Source organism: Cytobacillus purgationiresistens (assembly GCF_030813235.1).
Taxonomy (GTDB): domain Bacteria; phylum Bacillota; class Bacilli; order Bacillales; family Cytobacillaceae; genus Cytobacillus; species Cytobacillus purgationiresistens.
On the sequence record NZ_JAUSUB010000001.1, the window covers coordinates 382,870 to 401,037 of the forward strand.

At 37.0% G+C, this 18,168-nt stretch carries 15 protein-coding genes and 1 pseudogene; all 16 read left to right on the forward strand.

Annotated elements, in window-relative coordinates; genetic code table 11:
• Positions 1-209: 209 nt before the first annotated feature.
• The 16 genes and pseudogenes from J2S17_RS02010 (at position 210) to J2S17_RS02085 (ending at position 17,927) form a co-directional block, all read left to right on the forward strand.
• Entirely contained in the window at positions 210-833 is a 624-nt protein-coding gene (locus J2S17_RS02010) for a DedA family protein (RefSeq protein WP_307471389.1), read from the forward strand.
• A gap of 524 nt (positions 834-1,357) precedes the next feature.
• Entirely contained in the window at positions 1,358-2,005 is a 648-nt protein-coding gene (locus J2S17_RS02015; RefSeq protein ID WP_307471390.1) for a pentapeptide repeat-containing protein, read from the forward strand.
• Positions 2,006-2,304: 299 nt separating this feature from the next.
• The gene (locus J2S17_RS02020; protein ID WP_307471392.1) at positions 2,305-2,775 is read left to right on the forward strand and encodes a phosphotransferase; all 471 of its coding nucleotides are present in this window, start codon (positions 2,305-2,307) and stop codon (positions 2,773-2,775) included.
• A 25-nt stretch (positions 2,776-2,800) separates the two neighbouring features.
• Positions 2,801-3,259 (forward strand): annotated as a pseudogene (locus tag J2S17_RS02025) (phosphotransferase family protein); the annotation flags it as partial.
• Between the two features lie 197 nt (positions 3,260-3,456).
• Positions 3,457-4,218: a DUF7683 domain-containing protein gene (locus J2S17_RS02030; RefSeq protein ID WP_307471393.1), complete on the forward strand. Its 762-nt coding sequence runs from the start codon at positions 3,457-3,459 to the stop codon at positions 4,216-4,218.
• 642 nt (positions 4,219-4,860) lie between these two features.
• The gene (locus tag J2S17_RS02035) at positions 4,861-5,142 is read left to right on the forward strand and encodes a hypothetical protein (protein ID WP_307471395.1); all 282 of its coding nucleotides are present in this window, start codon (positions 4,861-4,863) and stop codon (positions 5,140-5,142) included.
• Between the two features lie 463 nt (positions 5,143-5,605).
• The gene (locus tag J2S17_RS02040) at positions 5,606-8,851 is read left to right on the forward strand and encodes a BTAD domain-containing putative transcriptional regulator (RefSeq protein WP_307471398.1); all 3,246 of its coding nucleotides are present in this window, start codon (positions 5,606-5,608) and stop codon (positions 8,849-8,851) included.
• A gap of 278 nt (positions 8,852-9,129) precedes the next feature.
• Positions 9,130-10,341, forward strand: coding sequence for a substrate-binding domain-containing protein (locus J2S17_RS02045; protein WP_307471400.1), 1,212 nt, complete (start codon positions 9,130-9,132; stop codon positions 10,339-10,341).
• A 59-nt stretch (positions 10,342-10,400) separates the two neighbouring features.
• Positions 10,401-11,168, forward strand: coding sequence for an ABC transporter ATP-binding protein (locus J2S17_RS02050; protein ID WP_307471402.1), 768 nt, complete (start codon positions 10,401-10,403; stop codon positions 11,166-11,168).
• Positions 11,152-11,859, forward strand: coding sequence for an ABC transporter ATP-binding protein (locus J2S17_RS02055; protein WP_307471404.1), 708 nt, complete (start codon positions 11,152-11,154; stop codon positions 11,857-11,859). Before J2S17_RS02050 ends, J2S17_RS02055 begins: the two co-directional genes overlap by 17 nt.
• A 16-nt stretch (positions 11,860-11,875) precedes the next feature.
• Entirely contained in the window at positions 11,876-12,736 is an 861-nt protein-coding gene (locus J2S17_RS02060; RefSeq protein ID WP_307471406.1) for a branched-chain amino acid ABC transporter permease, read from the forward strand.
• A 51-nt stretch (positions 12,737-12,787) separates the two neighbouring features.
• Positions 12,788-13,744 carry a branched-chain amino acid ABC transporter permease gene (locus J2S17_RS02065; RefSeq protein WP_307471583.1) on the forward strand — a complete coding sequence of 319 codons (957 nt, stop codon included), beginning with the start codon at positions 12,788-12,790 and terminating at the stop codon, positions 13,742-13,744.
• 15 nt (positions 13,745-13,759) lie between these two features.
• The gene (locus J2S17_RS02070; RefSeq protein ID WP_307471408.1) at positions 13,760-14,770 is read left to right on the forward strand and encodes a 3-oxoacyl-ACP synthase; all 1,011 of its coding nucleotides are present in this window, start codon (positions 13,760-13,762) and stop codon (positions 14,768-14,770) included.
• 13 nt (positions 14,771-14,783) lie between these two features.
• On the forward strand, positions 14,784-15,695 hold the full coding sequence (gene phaZ / locus J2S17_RS02075) for an intracellular short-chain-length polyhydroxyalkanoate depolymerase (protein WP_307471410.1): 912 nt from the start codon (positions 14,784-14,786) through the stop codon (positions 15,693-15,695).
• Between the two features lie 38 nt (positions 15,696-15,733).
• Positions 15,734-16,252, forward strand: coding sequence for an SDR family NAD(P)-dependent oxidoreductase (locus J2S17_RS02080; protein ID WP_307471412.1), 519 nt, complete (start codon positions 15,734-15,736; stop codon positions 16,250-16,252).
• A 199-nt stretch (positions 16,253-16,451) separates the two neighbouring features.
• Complete coding sequence (locus J2S17_RS02085) at positions 16,452-17,927, forward strand: class I adenylate-forming enzyme family protein (RefSeq protein ID WP_307471416.1); 1,476 nt, start codon at positions 16,452-16,454, stop codon at positions 17,925-17,927.
• The last annotated feature ends 241 nt before the right edge of the window (positions 17,928-18,168 follow it).

The following is an 18,168-nucleotide window of genomic DNA, read 5'->3' on the forward strand; positions in this document are numbered from 1 at the left end:
ATTCTTGAGAAGTTTAACATTTACTTAAATGAATTCAATAAAATATCTCATATGATTTATATCCCCGCTTAGCAAAATCAATGTATTCACGAAAGCAATTGATGAACGCTAATTTCTATTAGTGATCTGCGAATTCATAAGAGAAATAACCCTATAAGGTTGATATAAGATTCAAACCTCATGTCGGTTGATGGAGAGGAGGGGCAAATTTGGAGCTGGAATTCATATTAGATATGATTGAATCAAACGGTTATTTAGGGCTCTTCCTATGGTTATGGATTGGCGTATTTGTATTCCCAGTGCCAAATGAGGTGATTGTTATGACCATTGGGCTAGCTACCTCCTTAAAAGTTCTTCACCCCTCAATTGCTTTTATATCAGTTTATTTAGGTATTTTAGCAGCAATGACTACCTCCTACATCCTTGGAAGACTGATTGGCAGACCGCTTCTCCAATACTTTCAGAAAAGGAATAAGTTTACTAAAGTTATCGACAATTCTATGAAATTAATGGATAAGTACCATGCATTATCGCTCTCAATCAGTTATTTTATTCCTGGAATCCGAAACTTCCTTCCGTTTCTTTACGGTTTTAGTAAACTTAAATATCGTACGTTCGCGCTCTTTGCGTACAGTGGGGCATTACTATGGTTAGCGATTGCTTTTCCGCTAGGGTACATATTTGGGGAACATATTGAAATAATCATAGCGTACGAACAAGAAATATTCATGGTGGTCGGAGTAATTGCCATTTTTTATGTCCTATTTAAGATTCGAAAACACAGGAGAAATATGAAAAAGGAAAAGCTAGAAACAAAAGATACTTTATCATAAGATGAACTATTGAATTGTTGGTTGTTATCACTGAACAACTGGATTTCGTTTAGAATTTCTTAGGATGAATGGAATTTATATTCCTAAATTTAAGTGATCTATATGTAAAAGAAAAGCGGAGTGGTATGGAATTGGTTCTGACTTAAGAATATCGTGAAAAGATGGAAAGAAACTTAGTAAATTCTAATATACTAGCGGGAACATAGACCCTGTTGAAAATTAATCACAAGCCACGGCTATAATCCAATCTCAGCTAACACATACTTGCCAGTTTGGGTAGAGATTAACAAGCTAACATCTATTGACGTTAAACCAAAGGGGCATTAGCCAAAGTTTCAGGTGTCATTTAGTCTTTTTTGTGCAACAATAATGGAAGTTTTGTTGAATGAAAGTAAATAAAAAAATCAGTTCGAAATCATAGTTTCAAAATATATAGCCTATAATTTCTATCATCTTTATGCTACATTTCTTATGAGTTTCTATACTTATTATCCGATAAACCTATTGAAGGGTGTTTTTGCAATATGACAAAAAGCTTTAAAATTGAACTTCCAAAAATTTCATCAGATCTAAATAAAGCAACTTTCCAAGACATTTATGACGAAGAAGAGCCATTTTTAACAAACAGCTCTATTACTAGTACTGCTATTTATGATGAGGAGATTGATAAATTAGTCCTGTCCAAAGTAACTTTTAAAAATGTAAGACTCATAAATGCTTCCTTTAGCAAGATTGATATGACGGATGTGGTTTTTGAAAACTGTGATCTATCTAATACTAGCTTTATTGGGGGTATGATACATAGAGTCACTTTTAATGACTGTAAATTAATGGGAGTAAATCTTTCAGAAGCTTCTCTAGGGAACGTTTCTTTTAAAAATTGTATGATAAATATGGCTGACTTTGTAGATGCTCGATTAAAACAAGTGATATTTGATCATTCATCTTTGCAAAGTGCTAACTATTATAAATGTAAATTTAGCAAGGTTATGTTTGATCATTGCGATATTGACGGTGTTGACTTTACTCAAACTACACTTAAAGGAATAGATATTAGCACTTGTACATTTGACCGTATCAATGTGGATTTAGGAAATTTAGATGGTTTTATAGTGTCTCCTGAACAAGCAATTGGATTTTCAATGTTGTTAGGATTAAAGGTTAAAGGTTAAAAACTTATTGATTTTAGGGGTGGATTCATGGGTGGATTCAGTTATTTTATTCTTTAATCATTAGGCGCGATTGGGCTATTACAAAAGCGAATAAAAAATTGGATTTTGAAAATATTAGCAATTAGAGATTTATCAGCATTTTCCTTATGTCCCCACACTGAAACTTGAGAACAATTTCCATTTAAACTTTAACAATCGGTTGCTGCTGCAGCCTTTTTTATTGTATTAAAACGGAGTTGTAGTTGTACATGTATATAAAGTGAATTACTATTAAACTGTATCGTGAAAGGTGGGAAATAATGGACTTTAAAATCAAAAGGATTTTACAACTAAACTATAACTTGACTCCTGATAAGATTATATCTCAACAGGACGGCTGGGCAGCACTTGCTTATAAGATAACATCTAAAAAAGGTAGCTTTTTTCTTAAAGTTTATGAGAAAAAGAGATCCTCCACCAAAGATTTAACAGATGCGATTGATAAATATGTTCCAGTTTTATTAGAGATTATAGGAAATGATGCGCTTGCAGAAAGAATGCCTCGACCTCTTTTAACCATTGAAAACACTTATAAATGGGAAGACGAATCTGCTTATTACATATTGTATCAATATATAGATGGTGAGACGATTGGCAATCAAAAACTTAGACAATCAGAAATTGCACAATATGCTGAGACAATTGCCAAACTTCATCAAATAAAAGATGTAAAGAATAGTCACAGATTAGTTGAGGAAACGTTTGAAATATCATTCGCTTTAGAACCTTAAGCAACGACTATCACAGAAACAAGATCAAGAATTAGGAGATTTATTGAAAACATATGAAGATAAACTAATGGACTCAATAGACTATTTGATTAATTTAGGGAGGCAATTAAAAAAGGAACAATTTATTTTTTCATTGGTACATACGGATCTTCATCACTGGAACATAATGAGGGAAAATAACCAAATGATGATTATTGATTGGGAGGGGCTAAAGTTAGCCCCTCCAGAAGCAGATTTAATGTTTATAATGAAGCAACCTTATAAAAAAGAATTTATTAACGTTTATTCGAAGCAATACCCAAGCCACACACTTAATAATGATGCACTACGTTTTTATGAAATAAAAAGAAACCTTGAAGATATATGGGAATTTATAGTTCAAATTCAAGAAGACCCTTTGATTTCTAATGAAAGAAGGAAAGCTTTTAGTTACCTTCAAAAAGAAATTAATCACTTGGGAAGGTTATTGAAAAAAGAGCGATAGCACAAAAATGGTGAAGTAATTTATTATATTAAACTTTGCTACATTGTTTGCTTGAGCTTGAGTTACTCGTGCTACCCCATGTTTTGTTACTGCGCGAGTAAAAACATACCTTAGTATTGTTCAGCTCTTTTCTATTAGTATTCCCTCCTTGTTTTTTATTATTTCGTTTTTTATTCTTAATATAAGAGGTGATATGAGTGAGTAAACATATAAAATATCAATGGAGGATAACGAAGTATAATCCCATCTTTAGAAATAATCAAGGTCATTACACGAGAGTGTTGGAATGGACAAGCCCTTCAGATATAGGGAAAAATATATATGGTGAAACCTTTTCATTGGAAGAATATGTAAAGATCGAAACTGCATATATTGATACTACTATGAAGTTCTTAGAAGTCAATAACATTAAGTCATTAAGAATTCTTAATATGACTTATATTGACATAGATAAGGACCCTGTCTTGTATGACAAAGAGATAGACAATCTCCAGTTAAAGAATGATCAAGAAGTATCTGTAGAGCATATTCGTTTAATTTCTAAAATGGTATTACGAGGTTTCATATATTGTAATTTCATATCTACAGATTTTTTTGTGCATTTTGGAGACGAGTATTACATGTTTATTGGAACAAATAATTATCAAGAAGAACCATTGAAATTTGCTGAGGAACAAAATTTATTTGTTGAAGAAATGGTTTCTCCATTTTATATCAAAGAAGAGAATATTATAAGAATGATTATTTGGACTGAAATAAATGATGACCTTGTAACAGGCGAGGAATTTTTAAATGACATTTCATTAGAAGAATATAGGCAAATATTACACCTTTCAGATATCAATCCAGTACTCGGGATATTCCCGATAACATCAAGTAATAAAGATTTTTTCCAAAAAAAGATTCGTCATAAAATGGACTTTAATAAGTATGAATATTATCTAGATGCGGGAAATTAATCTAAATGTACATGATTTGGTTGCTTCTCAGTGAGCAGAAGATTGCGGTAATGAGTAAAAGTATCAAGCTGCATCCAAATTGTTAGTTAATAAACTAACAATTTGGATGCAGCTAATTTGTTTTTTATTCTAATACCCATATAGGGCTATTTTATTTATAACCGCAGCAACTACTTGCCAAGCAATTGTTATTAACTACCATTCAACAAAAAAGCTTTTTAGAAAATCGCTTATACACATATGAACAAGGGTGTTTCAAAAAGGAAAAGGTAGACACAAAGGAGGGATAAGAATTGGGAAAATAATAAGTTTCTCTCGAGTAACAGGTATGATATGTGCAGCGTGCGAAAACAAAATTGAAAAGGGTCTTGCAAAAATTGAAGTTGTCCATACTTTCGATGGCCAGAGTTCTTAATGGGCTCTGTCTATAGTTTTGAATTGAACCATACTGCGGTTTTTAGTCATAGTTTCCATTTACATTAATAGGTATATTCTGTTATGAATGTTCGAATAATAAGCAACAGTAGATAAGGTTTTAAAAAAATTGTGAAGATGTATTTCCAAAACAGAAACAAAATTCCGGGTTACAGTGTGACTTTCATGCAAAAAATCATTTGAAATTATTCGAAACAAGGTGAAAATATGATTTGGTTGATGATTCCAATCGGCATTTGGATAATTGCTCTTCTGATTATGGTGATGCCTAAGTTCGTTGTGAATAAATTACAGCAAATCGAGTTGAAACTAATGGTAAATGCTGAATTAGAAAAATACACTAACCCTAATGAAAGTATATTTAAATATATAGAGAAAAGTATTTTAGATACAATCCATATTCAAAACATGTCCTTAATTAGCTCGATAATAGGTTTAGTATTAATCGCTCTCGGTACTTTGGCTTTATGTCTTGTCTTATTACTATAGAATGAGCTCTCGATAAATCTGTAAGCTTTAATTTTATTTGACAAAGTTACTGACCCCTAAATAACAATTAAACCCCATTTCTGTTAGTAATGATAAAGTGCATGGCAGAATATTGTAATATAATCGTCCAAAATGCCTCATCTATTAGGTGAAAAGCATGCCAATTGTTAGAGACCAACTAACAATTGGCGTGCTTTTTTTATGGCAAAATTCACACAAAATGTACGATGAATAGTATTTTTCCAATGTATTGACTCTATGAAATTGAACTGTTGAATCCATGATCGAGACACAGGGGTGGCCACTGTCACGTAGAAGCAGCTGTTTTGATATATGCCATGGAAAACCTTTACGGTATCATGAAATCTATAAAAGATAAATTACTTACGAAAAAAATGTAGGTGCGTGCATTTTTCAGAAATGTTAGAATTTAATAAAAATGATCCATTCAGGAGGGATGACAATGGAGCAGACTCACATAACCGTTACCAAAATTATGCCTCCCAGTATAAAAGCTGATAGCATAAGAAGGTCAAAATTGTACGTGAAATTATCAAAAATGAACAATTTCCCGCTTACCTTTGTGATTGCTGGGGCTGGGTATGGAAAGAGTACTTCCTTAGCGCTTTATGTGAATGATAGTCACTTTTCTGTTTGTTGGTATACAGTTTCTTCACGGGACCAAGATTTGAATCCGTTTATTACTTATTTAATTTATGCTATCAAACGCGAGCACCCTTCATTTGGCAAAATGATTTTATCTAAGCTAACTGGCGGTAGTGTTTATAAAAATGCCTATGATATTGGTCAAATTGCAGCATTGTTTGTCAACGACTTAATAAAGATCCCTTCTGTAATTACGCTTATTATAGATGATTTTCATCATGTCATGAATGTTGAAAGTATCCAAGAGTTTCTACAGCAAGTGATGGAATATTGCCCTCATCATTTTCATTTAGTCATTTCTTCAAGGATAAAACCGAAGTGGGGCTTTATGAAACGCTTGCGTGTTGAGGGCTCTTTATTGGAGATTAATCAAGATGAATTAATCTTATCTAAAGACGAAGTGGAGCTTCTTTTAACCGATTATTATGGTCTAGATATAAGCTTGGCGGAAATAGATGAAATCTATCAATTGACTGAAGGCTGGATGTTGGCTTTAGGGATTATTGGGCTGGATCTTCAGAAAAAAGATTCATTTCATAGATCTTTTGAAAGAACTCAATTAACTTTGGATGATTTATTTCAATATATTGCCCTAGAAGTCATTTCAAAGCAGCCAAAGCCTTTTCAAATTTTCTTAGAACAAACATGCATTTTAACAGAGTTATCAGAAGCTGTTTGTAATGAAATTTTGAGTATAAGCGACTCGGAACTCATTCTACAATCTTTATTTGAGAGCCATTTGTTTCTTGTTTCGATTGGATTGAATGAATTTCGCTATCATGGACTGATTAAAGAGCTGTTAGAGAAGCAACTGAATCGGGAAAGCCCAGTAAAATACATGGAATTACATAAGAAAGCAGCAGATTTTTATGAAAAGCAGGAGCAAGTTGATTTAATGTTCTTTCATTTATTCAAAAGTAAGCGCTACCAAACAATGATTGAAAGATTGGAAAAATACGGATTGCAGCTGTTGGGGGAAGGAAAGTCAACAATGCTGTCTGAAACACTCTCGCATATTCCAAACGAATTAAAGAATCAATTTGCTTGGATATGGTTTTTTAGTGGAGAAGTATTCAGAATTCGATCTGAAATCGAACGTGCGGAAGAAGCTTATGAAAAAGCAATCGAGATAAGCAGCCTCAATCACGAAAAAAATCTTTTAAGTTTATCGTATGAAGGAAAGGCCATGATATATTTGGACACCACTCAGCCAGCAAAAGCGGAACGATACCTGCAATTAGCCATCGAAACAAGGGAGCATATAAAAAATGTAAATGATCAAGAATTTATAGAGCTATATTATTTATTAGCCGAAAACCAAATTAATATAGGAAAGCCGCTGAAAGCTAAAAAGTGGCTGGAGCAAGCGCAAAAAAAGAATATTATGATGGATCAATTGAATCTGAATGCCAGACTTCTATTACGCACAGGAAGCTTGCAGGAAGCGCTTGATTTATTAATGCTTCAGGAAGCTAAGTATGAAAAGCATAAGCCAAATCATCTATCCCACCGAGAATCAAGCCTTTTGCTATCATTAGTACAAGGGTTTTTAGGAGATGGAGATAAAAGTAAACACTTTGCCCAGAAAGCCATTCAGCATGGCATCAGCATTCAGTCGTCTTATGTAGAGGCTTGCGGTTGGATTCGTCTTGGCCATGCTGTGCAGATAGCGGGCTATGGTCCATCCGAGATAGTGATTGAATGTTACGATACAGCGCTGAAGCTGATGGAAAATATGAATGTTGCGAGAGGAAAAGCCGAGCCCTATATGGGGCTATGTTTATATTGGGGAACACAAGTCCAAGGGTTGGAGAAATCGATGCATTATGGCCAATTGGCTCTTACAGAAACGGAACAAGTTCAAGATGTGTGGTTATCCTCTCTCATCAAACTTTCTATGGCAAAATCGGCCATTTTCCATCGGCAGTATCGACTAGCAAAGGGTTTATTGGCGGGTGCTTGTCAAATGAGCAAAGATTGCCAAGATTATTATGGACAAATGATTACCACATTCTGGAAAACAATCATTGCGTCAAAAGAAAAAGAAAAGAATGATTTTGTAATGTATTGTTCTGAATGGCTTGAATTTGTACAGCAGTCCTCCTTTCAATTTTTTTATTCTAGAAAAACATTATTTGGTCCCCAAGATATGGAACAAATGATACCCATTTTGTTAGAGGCGCAAAACTCCGGCATCCATACGGGGTTTGTCCAACAAGCGCTGTATGAATTAGGTTATAAGGATGTGAAATTGCATCCAGGCTATACTTTAAAGGTGCAAACTTTCGGTTCCTTTCGGGTGTTTGCAGGAGAAGAGGAAATAAAAGAATGGCATAGAGCCAAGGCGAAAGAGCTTTTTGAGTTTTTTATTACAAATCCACAACACATGTTTTTGAAACAAGAAATTATTCAAATGCTTTGGCCAAATATAGATGAAGCAACTGCTTCAAGGGATTTTAAAGTCGTCATTAATTCCTTAAATAACACGCTTGAGCCTAATCGAAAAGCTCGCACGGAACCCTTTTTTATAAAACGGGCTGGAAACTATTATGGTTTAAATAAACAGGCGCCTATTGTATTAGACTATGAGGAATTTGAGTATTGGATTGCATCGGGATTAGATTCGAATCAAATGGAACGTGCAAAAGAAAGCTTGGAACGAGCTTTATTACTATATAAAGGGGAGTTTTTAGCTGATCATAAACTGGATGACTGGTCCAATAGCAAAAGAGATAGGCTGAAATTATTGTTTTTAAGAGGCGCTGAGAAAATTGCGCAAGCTTATATAGCATTAAAAGATGTGAATAAAGCGATTTATTGGTGCGATAGAATCCTTGATTATGAAGAGACTTGGGAAGAAGCCTATCGTTTATTAATGTATTGTTTTTACAGAACAAATAATCGCTCCCAAAGCATAAAAATCTATCATAAATGTAAGGATATGCTAAAGAAAGAGCTAGCGGTCGAACCGTTGCCATCAACAGAAAAGATGTATCGAATGATTGTTGATCCCATTGAAATTGAATGGATTGGGCCGGAATGATGAATATTCTGACAGTACGCCCACATCCATTGCTCCAAAACTTTGGCATGAGTTCAATAACTCTCTTTGGCAATTTATCTACTTTAAGGCATTCTTCAGTGATGCAACCAGCTTTTTAAAAACTAGGAAGAGGATTCTTTTATCCATTATATAGATATTGTCTACAAAAAAACATCACCCTCTTAATTAAGAGGGTGATGTTTTTTTTGTAACTTGTCTGTAACTCTCCTCGTTATGCTGAATTATGAAGGAATGAAAGTAAAAGGGGAGGGTTTTCGATGAAAAAGAGAATAAGTGTATTATCATGTTTGGTGATCATGATGCTTGTCCTTTTAACAGCATGCAATACCAATACGAGTAATGGGGAAAAAGGCAGTAGTGAAGGAACGATAAAGATTGGCGTTCTTGCTTCTATGACAGGACCGCTGGAGTCGTATGGAAAGCAAACGGTTAACGGATTCGAGTTAGGGCTGGATTATGCAACAGATGGTTCTAATGAAGTAGCAGGCAAGAAAATTGAATTCATAGTCGAAGATACAGAAACTAAACCGGAAGTAGCTGTAAAAAAAGCGACAAAACTGCTTGAGGATGATGAAGTCGATTTCCTTGTTGGTTCCTCAAGCTCAGGTGATACGCTGGCTGTTGTCCCTTTGGCGGAAGAATATGAAAAGATTATGGTTGTTGAACCGGCAGTAGCAGACAGCATTACTGGGTCTGAATATAATCCTTATATTTTCAGAACAGCAAGGAACTCTTCCCAAGATGCTGTAGCAGGAGCAGCAGCAATCGCAAAGAAAGGTGTGAAAATTGCTACATTTGCACCGGATAATTCTTTTGGAAGAGATGGCATCTCCGCTTTTAAAGAAGCCGCAGAGAAGTTGGGAGCGAATATTCTGCATGAAGAATATGCAGACCCAGCGGGTACGGATTTCACATCTAATATTCAAAAGATTATTGAACAACAGCCAGATTATTTATTTATCGTTTGGGCGGGAGCCAATTCGCCGTGGAATCAGCTGGCTGATATGAAGGTGGAAGAAAAAGGAATAAAGATATCAACAGGTGCCCCTGATATTCCTGCATTGCAAACAATGAAGCCGCTTGTCGGCATGGAAGGATTCTCTGTCTATTACCACGATTTGCCGAAGAATGAAGTCAATGACTGGCTCGTTACTGAGCATAAAAAACGCTTCAATAACGAAGTGCCGGATTTATTTACTCCTGGAGGAATGAGTGCTGCAATCGCAATTGTGGAAGCGCTTAAAAAGACAGATGGGGATACAAATAGTGAACAATTAATCGAATCAATGGAAGGTATGTCATTCGAAACACCGAAAGGAACTATGACATTCAGAGAAGAGGACCATCAAGCTTTGCAAACCTTATATGCAATTAAGCTGGAGTCAAAAGAGGGAGTCGACTATCCTGTGCCTACATTGATTCGAGAATTATCTCCCGAAGAAACAGCGCCGCCAATTAGAAATAAGTAATCATCATTAGTCTAAGAGGAGTTTCATACTTCTTCAGATCGTTGAAATGAGGTGCAAATGTGACCAGTATCATTGAAACAAAGAATCTTGGCATTTCATTTGGAAATCACAAAGCAGTTGATCAAGTGAATTTTGCCATTGATGAGCATCAGTTTACTTCCATTATTGGACCAAACGGTGCGGGGAAAACGACTTTATTCAATTTATTAAGCGGACAGCTCAAGGCAACGAACGGAGATATCTTTTTCTGCGGCAAGAATATAACGAAGTGCTCAACAGTGGAAAGAACAAGACTAGGGATGGGGAGGTCATTTCAATTGACCAACGTATTTCCCAATTTAACCACCTTGGAAAATGTGCGTTTAGCTGTTCAAGCACAAAAAAAAATCTACTTTCAAATGTTAAAGTCAGTGTTTTCGTATAAAGATCATAGTGAAATCGCTAAGACTATTTTGAAGACTACATTATTGGTTAATAAAGACGATGTTTTGGCTAAAAACCTTTCGCATGGCGACAAGCGTAAACTGGAGCTGGCGATGCTGCTTGCTCTGGATACAAAATTATTGCTGCTGGACGAACCGACTGCGGGTATGTCTGTTGAAGACGTACCCGCCATATATGAAGTAATTGAAAGAATCAAAGAAGAAAAAACCAAAACCATTTTGCTGATTGAACACAAAATGGATATGATTATGAATTTGTCTGACCGGATTATGGTTTTATTCAACGGTAAACTATTAGCCGATGGGGCCCCTAAAGAAATTATCGCTAATGAAACTGTGCAATCCGCATATTTAGGGGGGCTTTATGATGAGTACACTGCTTAAACTTCAGCAAGTTGAAACGTATATTGAGGAGTTTCATATTTTGCAAGGCATTTCATTTGAAGCAAGAAAAGGAGAAGTGACCGTCCTTTTGGGAAGGAATGGAGCTGGAAAAACCACTACATTAAGAACAATTATGGGTCTCAATAAAGCATCTAAAGGTCAAATCTTTTTCGGAAATGAAGAAATTCAAACGTTGCAGCCTTATGAAATTGCCAATAAAGGGATGGGTTATGTACCAGAAGATCAAGGAATCTTTGGCGAACTGACGGTAGAAGAGAATATTAAAGTGGCTATGAAAAAGGATGATTCCCAATCATTGGAGAGACTTGAATGGATTCTACAAATATTCCCGGACTTGAAGAAATTTTGGCAGAAACAAAGTGGATTGCTTAGCGGAGGTCAAAAACAGATGCTCTCAATCGCCAGAGCGTATGTGAAAAATTGCGAGCTGCTTCTTATTGACGAACCGAGTAAGGGGCTTGCTCCAATTGTAGTTGAAAAAGTGATGGAAAGTATACAAGAAATGAAGGATAAAACAACCATCATCCTAGTAGAACAAAATTTTATGATGGCAAGCAGGATTGGCGATTATTTTTATATCGTAGACGAGGGAAGAACCGTTTATGACGGTAAGATGCAAGAGTTAATCGGGAATAAGGAGCTGCGGGAAAAACATTTGGGAATTGCGTAAAGGGTGTGTATGAGAGATGGAGCTTTTTTTTAGTCTGCTAATAAATGGACTCGCAACAGGAATGCTCATTTTTCTTCTTGCTGTAGGATTGACTTTAATCTTTGGATTGATGAGCGTCTTAAACTTCGCCCATGGCGGACTGTTTGCCTGGGGAGCCTACGGGGGAGTATGGATTTATTCATTAACAGAAAGCTATATGATTGGAGTCGCTGGTGCAATTATTACAGGGGTGATACTTGGATTTATTACTGAGAAGCTGATTATTAAGCCGGTATATGGTGATCATGTTCAGCAAATCTTAATCACCCTTGGATATATGCTTGTTCTTGGCGAATTGATTAAAGTTGTATTTGGTCCAAATCAAATCGCTGTCTCTCCTCCAGAATTATTACGAGGGAGTATAGAAATTGGCGAGCTGCTCATTATCAAGTACAGAGCATTCATTATTATTACAGGGATTTTTATTTTCCTGATTGTGAACTACATCTTAAAGAATACGAAAATTGGCCTGATTGTTCGAGCAGGAGTCATTGACAAAGAAATGATTCAAGCTTTAGGGGTGAATATTAATAAAGTTTTTCTATATGTTTTCATGACGGGAGCTGCATTGGCTGCCTTAAGCGGGATGCTTCTCGCCCCCTATGCAGGAGTCATTCATGCAGATATGGGCATGGAATATGCCATTTTAGCTTTTGTTGTTGTCGTGATTGGTGGAATGGGCAACGTCACCGGCTCGCTTCTTGCTGCTGCACTAGTGGGTATTTCCGGAGCGTTTATGGCTTATTATGTTCCTGAGTTATCACTGGCAACGAACATGCTATTGATGGTAATTGTACTAGTTTTTCGTCCGAAAGGGCTATTTACAATAAGGGGGTGAAGCGTTTTGCGAGTATCCTATGAAAACAAACTGGGAAGCATCATATTCTTGATGGTTAGTTGCCTATTAATTGTTTTCCCGCTTGTATATGAAGATCGCAATTTATTAATTATCTTCACACAAATTTTTATCTTTGCCATCTTCGCAATGAGCTACGATATTTTGCTTGGTTTTACAGGGATTATCTCTTTTGGACATGCGATGTTTTTCGGTATTGGGGCTTATTCTATGAGCATTTTTATGAAGCGATTCGAACCTGAGATGCTATATGTTTTTCTTGCGCTGATTGTCGGTGTTTTCTTATCCGCCATTGTCAGCTATGTCGTTGGCCTGCTCACACTTCGATTAAAAACTCATTATTATGCGATGTTAACTTTAGCCTTGGCGAATTTATTTTATGTAGGCGCCGAAAAATGGCGTTCATTAACAGAAGGGGCAGACGGCTTTACATTTCGCATTCCTGATTTTTTGCGCGAACGAGTTAACTTCTACTTGATTACCCTCGTTCTTATGGTGCTCGTTTATTTTGCGCTAAAGCTTTTTATACAGTCGCCATTTGGGAAGGTATTAGTGGCAATTAAAGAAAATGAACAGCGAACGGAATCACTTGGCTTCAATATTCTTTATTATAAAATTATCGCTAGCATCATTGCAGGAATTTTAGCCAGTATTGCCGGGGCGCTTTATGCGATTTCTCTACGTTTTGTAAACACAAGTGTCTTTTCGATTGATATTACGCTGGATGCACTGCTAATGACCATTATAGGGGGAGTAGGTACGATTATCGGTGCGGTCATTGGCTCCGGCGTGATTGAGTTTTCTCATTACTGGTTAACTAGCCTGGTAAAGCTCCATTGGATCTTTGAAAGATGGATCATATTCTTTGGCATTCTATATATCTTAACCGTGATGTTTTTTCCAAAAGGTATTGTCGGAGCATTGACAGCACTGAAAAGAAAAGCGAGGCATGAAAAAAAACATGACCAGTCAGATAAAATGACTGGGTAGAAAAGAGTGTAGATGATGGTGAATGTTGGCATTTTATCAACAGGTGTGTATATTCCACAAACATCCATTTCTGCTGGGGAGATTGCTGCTGCTGCGAATATTCCTAAACTGATTGTAGAACAAAAATTGGGCATCAAGAAAAAGCCGGTTCCAAGTAAAGAAGATCATACTTGTTATATGGGAATCTTGGGGGCAAAACGAGCGATTGAAAAATCAGGCATCCATCCTGCAGAAATTGATGTCGTGATTTATATTGGAGAAGAATATAAGGAGTATCCGGTCTGGACAGTAGCGATTAAGCTGCAGCAGGAAATCGGTGCTATAAATGCTTGGGCTTTTGATACGGCTTTACGATGCGGCACGACAATAATGGCGCTTAAACTCGCAAAGAGCTTGATGCAAAGTGATGCAACGATTCACACCATCCTTCTTGCGGGAGGATACCGTAATGGAGATCTAGTATCATATAAAAATGATCGCACGCGCTTTTTATTTAATCTTGCTGCCGGCGGAGGAGCCATCTTATTAAAAAAGGAACTTGGGGAGAATCTAGTCCTTGGCACAAGCTTAAAAACAGATGGACGATTTACTGAAGATGTCATTGTAAAAGGAGGGGGAACAAAGCATCCCATATCGCAAAAAATGATTGATGAAAACATGCATATGTTTGATGTTCCAGATCCAGAAGGAATGAAGGCGAGACTTGAAGAAGTTTCCATGAAGAATTTTCTTTATGTCATCAGGAAAGCACTAGACGATAGCGGCTATTCAGAAATAGAAATAGATTATCTAGCAATCCTGCATATGAAAAGATCGGCCCACCAATATGTATTAACTGAGCTGGGGCTTGCGGAATCACAATCTATTTATCTCGAAGAATATGGGCATATTGGCCAGTTTGATCAGATCCTTTCATTAGAATTGGCATTGGAGAGCGGAAAGGTGAAATCAGGCGATCTTGTTGTTTTTGTCAGTGCCGGTATTGGCTATACATGGGGAGCGAGTGTGATTAAATGGGGAACTTAGGAGGAGAGAATCAATGATAGTGTCATTGAAATCTATCATAATAGACAATGGAGAAACGATGGGCTATCGAGAAAGAGAAGGCGGAATGATTCCGTTATTACTGGTACATGGAAATATGACTTCATCTAAACATTGGGATGTACTGATGGAAGTGCTTGATCCTAAATATAAAGTATACGCGATTGACTTAAGAGGATTTGGCATGTCCAGCTATCATAAAAGGATCACATCGATTAAGGATTTCGCCGATGATGTAAAGCAATTTACAGATGCGATGGAATTAATAGATTTTGCAATGATCGGTTGGTCGACAGGCGGAGCAGTAGCTATGCAATATTGCGCAGATTTTCCTGACACTCGTGCAAAGTTGATTTTGCTTGCCTCAGCTTCAACAAGAGGATATCCGTATTTCGGTCATGACTTGGCCGAAGGATCAGATGGAGTTGTCCGTTATCACTCTATAGAAGAAATACAGCAGGATGCTTTAAAAACAATACCAATCCAGCAAGCTTATGATGAGCAAAAAGGAGAGCTGTTGAGGGGGATTTGGAACGCGGTTATTTATACACAAAATCAGCCATCAGTTAATCGTTACGATGCTTACCTGGAAGATATGATGACACAGCGAAACTTAGCAGATGTGTATCATGCTTTAAATATCTTCAATATTTCAGACGAATCTAATGGATTAGCGCAAGGCTCGAATCAAGCGAAGGATCTCTCGATTCCGGTGCTTATTTTGCGAGGAGACAGAGACTTGGTCATAACTGAGGAAATGACAAATGAAATAATAGAGGATTTGGGAGGCAATGCTCTTTTCTTGCCATTAGAAAATTGCGGCCATTCCCCATTAATAGATAACTTATCATTATTGATAGAAAAAATAGAATCATTCATTGGGAAGGTGCATGTCGGTGGAGGCTGAAAAATAAAGTAGCGATTATTACAGGTGGTGCCAGCGGAATGAGCTGGGAGGCAGTGAAACTTTTTTTACGCGAACAGGTTAGAGTGGTCTTCTCAGATTATTATCTGCAGCAAGTGATGCTAAGACAAATTCAAGACTACCACGGCCGTTATTTATGTATTGAGGTGGATTTTGCGAACCGATTAAGCGTGAATCGGATGGTGTCTAAAGCAATCGATTCTTTCGGCCATATTGATAATTTAATAAATAATGCCGACATAACAAAGGATGCAATGTTGAAAAAAATGAAAACTGAAGATTTTGAGCGCTTCATAAGTGTTAACTTAACGGGCGTATTTAACTGTACACTAGCAGTCATTCCATTGATGGAACAAAGTCAATCAGGCGGTATAATTAATACCTCTTCTGTTTCTGGCATCTATGGAAATATAGGACAAACCAATTATTCAGCATCTAAGGCCGGGGTCATCGGCATGATGAAAACTTGTACGAAAGAATGTGGAATAAAAGGGATTACGGCCGAGCAGTCGCTTCAGGGTTTATTGAAACCACGATGATTCAATCTGTTACAGAGCAAGTGATAGAATAGATAAAATCACAAGTTCCTTTGCAGCGGCTAGGAAAGCCAAGAGAGATAGCAAATGCCTATTGTTCTTGGACTCAGATGAAGCCAGTTATGTGAATGGAACGACCATTCATGTGGATGGAGGCATTATCATGTGATAATGACCGAATGCGCTAAGGAGGAGAATCATAGTGTATGTGACAGATTGGTTAGCAGGCAGAGCTTCATTAACACCGAATCTTATCGCGGCGATTGATGCAGACAACCAAGAATCATGGACGTTTTTTGAAATGAACAAAAGAGCAAATGGGTTAGCGCAATACTTTCGCGAAAATGGCATTTCGAAGGGAGACAGGGTCGCTCTCTGCGCAGAAAACCATCTATCTTTCTTTGATTTTTTATTTGCTTGCTGGAAGCTGGATGCTATATTTGTGCCGCTTAACTGGCGTTTGGCTGATAATGAGCTTCAATATATTATCAACCATTGCCGACCTAAAATAGTTGGTGTTAAATCAGATAGAGTGATCTCTTTAGAGTTTGGCCAAACCTTGATAATCGATGCTACATACGAACAGATGGTAATGTCGTCTGAGAATACATTCAATGAATCCGAAGATGATCTGGCCCCAGTAGTCATAATCTATACAGGAGGAACGACAGGCAGACCAAAAGGTGTAGTGTTAACCAAAAAAAATATTCTTGCCAACGCAATGAACACCATTATTAGCTGGGGATTGACACGGGATGAAGTAACATATACGGCTCTTCCGATGTTTCATACAGGGGGCCTTAATTCCCTTACCTTGCCAGTGCTGCTAAATGGCGGGACCGTAGTGTACAGCGCCAAGTTTGAACCAAAATCCGCTGTACAGCACCTCAATCAATACCATTGTACAATCGTATTATTTGTACCGACCATGTATCAAATGATCATGCAAATGGAGGAGTTTAAAACGGAGGATTTTCCGTCCATGAAATGCTTTCTCTCAGGAGGTGCTCCTTGTCCGCACCCTGTTTATGATCAGTTTAAGGAAAAAAAACAGCCCTTTAAAGAAGGATACGGATTATCCGAAGCAGGCCCGAATAACTTTTATATCTCACCTGAAATGGCTGAAATAAAAAGAGGCTCTGTTGGTAAACCGATGCTATTGAACTCCGTAAAAATTATGATGAATGACAAAGAAATCAAGGGAGAAGAGGTAGGGGAGCTGTTTATAAAAGGAGATCATGTATTTTGCGGATATTGGGAAAATGAACATGAAACCCATAATGCCATACAGGATGGGTGGCTAAAAACCGGAGACCTTGCCCGGCGGGATGAAGATGGCTATTTTTTCATTGTGGGGAGATTGAAGGATATGATTATCACAGGCGGTGAAAATGTTTATCCGATTGAGATAGAAAATGTACTGCTGGCTCATGCTGATATTAAAGAGGCTGCAGTAATTGGCGCCGATGATCCAATCTGGGGAGAGGCAGCCCATGCCTATGTTTCTACAATTAATCCACAATTAGATGAACATCAATTAAAAGCGTATTGTCAAAGGCAATTAGCTAATTATAAAGTACCAAAAAAAATTCATTTTATTGACGAACTTCCAAAGACATTTGTCAATAAAATCGACAAAAAAATGCTTATTAAGAAAAGCGCCTTGGATATGAAGTAAAATACCGGGGTAAATACATAAGTAATTCAGGCAAATAGTGAGAAAAGATAACCGAATCGAAAGGATACAAAATAATCTTAATTAAGCAGCAGGTTACACTCTGTTAACAAAAACAGTGGGAGCCATACTGATAGCGGGTTAGATTGTAATTTTTCATGACCAATATCCTTAAAAGGTGATTGACTATTTGAATGTGCGTCTTTCTATCTTCAGTTATATTTGTCACTCTGTAACTGCGATG

Excerpts from the sequence above, each read along its gene's own strand:
- J2S17_RS02015 (WP_307471390.1), top strand. The coding sequence starts at position 1,358 with ATGACAAAAAGCTTTAAAATTGAACTTCCAAAAATTTCATCAGATCTA.
- J2S17_RS02020 (WP_307471392.1), top strand. The coding sequence starts at position 2,305 with ATGGACTTTAAAATCAAAAGGATTTTACAACTAAACTATAACTTGACT.
- J2S17_RS02035 (WP_307471395.1), top strand. The coding sequence starts at position 4,861 with ATGATTTGGTTGATGATTCCAATCGGCATTTGGATAATTGCTCTTCTG.
- J2S17_RS02040 (WP_307471398.1), top strand. The coding sequence starts at position 5,606 with ATGGAGCAGACTCACATAACCGTTACCAAAATTATGCCTCCCAGTATA.
- J2S17_RS02045 (WP_307471400.1), top strand. The coding sequence starts at position 9,130 with ATGAAAAAGAGAATAAGTGTATTATCATGTTTGGTGATCATGATGCTT.
- J2S17_RS02055 (WP_307471404.1), top strand. The coding sequence starts at position 11,152 with ATGAGTACACTGCTTAAACTTCAGCAAGTTGAAACGTATATTGAGGAG.
- J2S17_RS02060 (WP_307471406.1), top strand. The coding sequence starts at position 11,876 with ATGGAGCTTTTTTTTAGTCTGCTAATAAATGGACTCGCAACAGGAATG.
- J2S17_RS02065 (WP_307471583.1), top strand. The coding sequence starts at position 12,788 with ATGGTTAGTTGCCTATTAATTGTTTTCCCGCTTGTATATGAAGATCGC.
- J2S17_RS02070 (WP_307471408.1), top strand. The coding sequence starts at position 13,760 with ATGGTGAATGTTGGCATTTTATCAACAGGTGTGTATATTCCACAAACA.
- phaZ (WP_307471410.1), top strand. The coding sequence starts at position 14,784 with ATGATAGTGTCATTGAAATCTATCATAATAGACAATGGAGAAACGATG.
- J2S17_RS02080 (WP_307471412.1), top strand. The coding sequence starts at position 15,734 with ATGAGCTGGGAGGCAGTGAAACTTTTTTTACGCGAACAGGTTAGAGTG.